The organism is Burkholderia sp. LMG 13014, assembly GCF_905232215.1.
In the GTDB taxonomy this organism is placed as follows: domain Bacteria; phylum Pseudomonadota; class Gammaproteobacteria; order Burkholderiales; family Burkholderiaceae; genus Burkholderia.
On the sequence record NZ_CAJNKE010000454.1, the window covers coordinates 1 to 4,829 of the forward strand.

A 4,829-nucleotide genomic window follows, 5' to 3' on the forward strand; every position below is an offset into this window, starting at 1 on the left:
GCCGTCCGATGCCGCCGCCCCGCTCGCAGGAAGAGCCTGCGCACTCACCGTTTTTCTCCCCGTTCTACCGAAACTGAGCGCCCGCGCGCTCGCCCCTCCGCCGGCTGATGCGAATTCGCCACAGTCGCGCACAGATTTCCGCTGATTTTCCCGCCGCATTGCGCTATCTTTCGCGCCCGGCTCGCGTGTGCCACGCCGCCGGCCCGCCGTGCGACCGCGTTCGCGCCGGGCCGCCGACGGGGATCCGGCCATGTATCCGTTCCGCGAAGTTAATGCTGCCGCTATACCAGCAATAAGTGTGCGCAATTTTGACCGGACGAATGATCCGTAAAGATGGCTGCGCCCCATACGACGCAAGCAGTCGGCTCAAAAAAACAACGCTCGCGCCACTTCTCGACAATTCGACAAATTCTGGAGATCTAATGAAAGCATTCGCTCGCCGTGCGTCGCGCACGTCCGTCAAGCTGATCGCCGCGGCCGCCTGCGTGGCGGCTGCCGCTCCCGTCCATGCACAGTCGAGCGTGTCGCTCTACGGTCAGGTCGACGAATGGGTCGGTGCAACCAAGTTCCCGGGCGGCAACCGCGCGTGGAACGTGAGCGGCGGCGGGATGTCGACGTCGTACTGGGGCATGCACGGCGCCGAGGATCTCGGCAACGGCTACAAGGCGATCTTCACGCTGGAAAGCTTCTTCCGCGCGCAGAACGGCCAGTTCGGCCGCTTCCAGGGCGACACGTTCTTCGCACGCAACGCGTACGTCGGCATCGATTCGCCGTACGGCACGGTGACGGCCGGTCGCCTGACGACGCACCTGTTCCTGTCGACGATCCTGTTCAACCCGTTCTACGACTCGTACACCTTCTCGCCGATGGTGTACCACGTGTTCCTCGGCCTCGGCACGTTCCCGACCTATCCGAGCGACCAGGGTGCCGTCGGCGATTCGGGCTGGAACAACGCGCTGTCGTATACGTCGCCGTCGTTCGGTGGCCTGAATTTCGGCGCGATGTACGCGCTCGGCAACCAGGCCGGCGACAACGGCTCGAAGAAGTGGAGCGCGCAGTTCAACTATGCGAACGGCCCGTTCGCGGCGACCGCGGTCTACCAGTACGTGAACTTCAACAACGGCCCGCGTGACCTTAGCGCGCTGGTGGCCGGCATGAAGAGCCAGGGCATCGCGCAAGTCGGCGCGACCTACGACCTGAAGTACGTGAAGCTGTTCGGTCAGTACATGTATACGAAGAATGACCAGGTCGCGGGCAGCTGGCACGTGAATACCGCGCAGGGCGGCGTGTCGGTGCCGCTCGGCGCGGGCAACGCAATGGCGTCGTACGCGTACTCGCGCGATGCGGGCGGCCTCGACCAGACGCGCCAGACCTGGGCCGTCGGCTACGACTATCCGCTGTCCAAGCGCACGGACGTCTACGCTGCGTACATGAACGACCACATCAGCGGCCTGTCGTCCGGCAACACGTTCGGCGCCGGCATCCGCGCGAAGTTCTGACGCGCACACGCGACCGGTGCACCGGTCGCGCGCGAAAATCGCGTCCGGGCTACATGTTTTTCCGCCAGAACGGCGCCGCCACCCGCGGCGCCGTTTTGCCTTTCTTGACCTTTCTGTTTCCTCGCCTTTGTTACCCTATCTCGTAATTGGATCATTCCCCCGTCATTACGAGCTAGTTCGATGGATACCCTCGTCAGCATGAATGTGTTTCGCTACGTCGTCGAAGTGGGCAGCTTCGTCGGCGCGGCCGAGCGCATGCAGATGTCGGCTGCGATGGCGAGCAAGCACGTGATGCATCTCGAGCAACAGCTCGGCGCGCGGCTGCTGCATCGCACGACACGACGTGTCGCGCCTACCGAGGCGGGACGCGAATACTATGAGCGCCTCGTGCAGGCGCTGTCGGAACTCGACGAAGCCGGGCAGGCCGTCGGCGCTGCAAGCGTGGTGCCGCAGGGCAGGCTGCGCGTGACGTCGCTGTCCGCGTTCGGGCTGCGGCACGTGATGCAGGCCGTCACCGATTATGCGGGCCGGTTCCCGGACGTGACCGTCGACATGACGCTGTCCGATCGCGTGGTCGACCTGATCGAGGAAGGCTACGACGTCGCGGTGCGCGCGGCGCCGAACGGATTGAAATCGTCGTCGCTGGTCGCGCGGCAGATCGCGACCGCGCACATCCTGCTGGTCGCGTCGCCCGAGTATCTCGAGAAACACGGCACGCCCACGACGATCGCCGATCTCGCGCACCACAACTACCTGCGGCGCGACTCGAATTCGACGATGCTCGACTCGCTGGTGATCGACGCGGCCGCCGCATCGCGCGTGAACCTCAACGGCAACCTGATCGTGAATCACCTCGAAGGGCTGCGTGCGGCCGTGCTTGCGGGCGCGGGCATTGCGCTGCTCGGCACCGAGGTGGTCGGCGACGACATCGAGTCCGGCCGGCTCGTGCCGGTGCTGCTCGATGCGGTGCCGCCGCACGAGGCGCCGATCTATGCGGTCTACGCGAGCCGTCGTCACGTGTCCGCGAAGGTGCGTTCGTTCGTCGACTTCCTGGCGGCGCGTTTCGAAGGGCAGTCGCTGTGCCCGTCGATCGAATCGCGCCTGCGCGTGCTGCCGATGACGCGGATGAAGCGCGCGGTCTGAACCGGCTTTCCCACTGCGGCGGGGCAATGAAAAAGCGCGAACCGCTGCGGTTCGCGCTTTTTGTTTTGTCCGACGGTATGTGCGCCGGTGGCGGCCGTCATGGCCGCCGCATCCTCAACGCGGAATGCCGAGCCGCGCCTTCGCGTCGTCGTACTCGCGCTTCAGGCGCTCGACGAGCGCGCCCACGCTCGGCAGGTCGTCCATCAGGCCGACACCCTGGCCGGCACCCCAGATGTCCTTCCACGCCTTCGTCTTGTCGCTGCCGAAATTCATCTTGGTCTTGTCGGATTCCGGCAGTGCCTCCGGATCGAGGCCGGCCTTCTCGATGCTCTCGCGGATGTAGTTGCCGTGCACGCCGGTGAAGAGGTTCGTGTAGATGATGTCCGACGATTTCGCGTTCACGATCGCGTGCTTGTAGTCGTCGACCGCGTGCGCTTCCTGCGTTGCGATGAAGCGCGTGCCCATGTACGCGAAATCGGCGCCCATCGCCTGCGCGGCGAGGATCGAGCCGCCGTTCGCGATCGACCCGGACAGCACGATCGGGCCGTCGAAGATCTTGCGGACTTCGCCGACGAGCGCGAACGGCGACGTCGTGCCCGCGTGCCCGCCTGCGCCGGCCGCGACGAGGATCAGCCCGTCGACGCCGGCTTCGAGCGCCTTCTGCGCGTGACGCAGGTTGATCACGTCGTGCAGCACGATGCCGCCGTAGCTGTGCACCGCGTCGACGATCTCGCGCGCCGGTGCGCGCAGGCTCGTGATGAAGATCGGCACCTTGTGCTCGACGCACACGCGCACGTCGTGCTCGAGCCGCGCATTCGACTGGTGGACGATCTGGTTGACCGCGATCGGGCCGATCACCGCGTCGGGATTTTTTGCCTGGTGGTCGGCGAGCTCGGACTGGATCTGCGTGAGCCACTCGTCGAGCACTTCGGCCGGGCGCGCGTTGAGCGCGGGGAACGAACCGACGATGCCCGCCTTGCATTGCGCGAGCACGAGTTCGGGGTAGCTGACGATGAACATCGGCGACGCGATGACGGGCAGCGTCAGGTTCTGCAGGACGGTGGGCAATGCCATGTGATGTCTCCAGTCTCCAGGGGCGCCGCGCGGTCGCGCCGACGCCATGCTTTGCGGTCGAACGGTGATTCGAGTGTAGCTGCGAAACGAGGTCGTCCTTATTAATACGAACGATCGTGCGATTCTACGCGAGCTTAACAAACCGCGCGGTGTGGCGGCAATCGAGTGAGTGTTCTCTTTCTACAGATTCTGGGGGGTACCGCGCTGTGTAGACGCACAAGCGCTCCTAAAATAGCCGCCATAACAAACCAACGAGAAACAAACCATGTCGTTTGAGGCGTTTGCACCGTTTCGCGTGACGGTGCAGGACACCGACATCTTCGGTGTCAAAGGTGGCGCGGGTCCGCCGCTCCTGTTGCTGCACGGGCATCCGCAAACCCACATGATCTGGCATCGCGTCGCTGCGACGCTCGCGAATCATTTCACGGTGATCGCCACCGACCTGCGCGGTTACGGCGCATCGGGCAAGCCGCCGAGCGACGCGCAGCATGCGCCGTATTCGAAACGTGCGATGGCGGCCGACCAGATCGCGGTGATGCGGCATTTCGGCTTCGAGCATTTCCACGTGTGCGCGCACGATCGCGGCGCACGGGTCGCGCACCGGCTCGCGCTGGATCATCCGGACGCCGTCGAGCGGATGATGCTGCTCGACATCGCGCCGACGCTCGCGATGTACGAGAAAACCGATCGCGCGTTCGCGACCGCGTATTTCCACTGGTTCTTCCTGATCCAGCCTGAGCCGCTGCCCGAGATGCTGGTCGGCGCGCATACCGATGCGTACATCGAGCGCGTGATGGGCAACCGGTCCGCCGGGCTCGCGCCGTTCGCACCCGAGGCGCTCGACGCGTACCGGGCCGCGCTCGCGCAGCCGGGCGCCGTGCATGCGATGTGCGAGGACTACCGCGCGTCCGCGACGATCGATCTCGAGCACGACCGTGCGGATCTCGAGCGCGGCAACAAGGTCGCGTGCCCGCTGCGCGTGCTGTGGGGCGAGAACGGGATCGTCGGCCGCTGCTTCGATCCGCTCGACGAATGGCGCCGTGTCGCACGCGACGTCAGCGGCCGCCCGCTCGAATGCGGGCACTACATTCCGGAAGAGGCGCCCGTCGCGCT

General features: G+C 65.3%; 4 protein-coding genes. 3 read left to right on the top strand and 1 reads right to left on the bottom strand.

Features of this window, described 5'->3' with window-relative positions; all coding sequences use genetic code 11:
* Positions 1-422: 422 nt before the first annotated feature.
* Positions 423-1,499: a porin gene (locus JYJ84_RS28460; RefSeq protein ID WP_122946421.1), complete on the top strand. Its 1,077-nt coding sequence runs from the start codon at positions 423-425 to the stop codon at positions 1,497-1,499.
* A 180-nt stretch (positions 1,500-1,679) separates the two neighbouring features.
* Positions 1,680-2,642, top strand: a complete 963-nt coding sequence (locus JYJ84_RS28465) for a LysR family transcriptional regulator (RefSeq protein ID WP_122946420.1) — start codon at positions 1,680-1,682, stop codon at positions 2,640-2,642.
* 114 nt (positions 2,643-2,756) lie between these two features.
* Here JYJ84_RS28465 and JYJ84_RS28470 read toward each other — a convergent pair whose 3' ends face one another.
* Complete coding sequence (locus JYJ84_RS28470; protein ID WP_122946419.1) at positions 2,757-3,716, bottom strand: nitronate monooxygenase family protein; 960 nt, start codon at positions 3,714-3,716, stop codon at positions 2,757-2,759.
* Between the two features lie 265 nt (positions 3,717-3,981).
* On the opposite strand from JYJ84_RS28470, the gene JYJ84_RS28475 reads away from it, so the two are divergent.
* A partial coding sequence (locus JYJ84_RS28475; protein WP_205189766.1) for an alpha/beta fold hydrolase occupies positions 3,982-4,829 on the top strand: 848 nt, incomplete at its 3' end.